General features: G+C 53.1%; 1 pseudogene. It reads left to right on the top strand.

Features of this window, described 5'->3' with window-relative positions:
• Positions 1-303, top strand: a pseudogene (locus tag JW499_RS22010) (carbohydrate porin); the annotation flags it as partial.

The raw sequence follows: 303 nt of genomic DNA, 5'->3' as shown, positions 1-303 counted from the left end.
CCGGTGGCGTATCAGTTTATGAAGCAAACAAAGTGCGCGGTTTTGCCGGTGATGATGGCGGTCAGATCGCCCTGCACTTCAAAGCCTCTGACAGTCTGAAGTTTGAACTGGATACTATCTATGGTGACGATGACACCGCCGGTGATAACGGTACCGCAATATCAGGTTATCGCCCCTCCGTTACCTGGAGTACGGATGGATTCAGCCTGACCGCAGGCTTCGAGAGTGTTAAATACGACCTGACCGCGGGCGGCAACGTCGATCAGACCGGTTATGCATTAACGGCGAACTTTGATCTGTCCG

This window comes from Amphritea pacifica (assembly GCF_016924145.1).
Taxonomy (GTDB): domain Bacteria; phylum Pseudomonadota; class Gammaproteobacteria; order Pseudomonadales; family Balneatricaceae; genus Amphritea; species Amphritea pacifica.
This window is presented reverse-complemented; position numbering and strand designations above follow the sequence as displayed.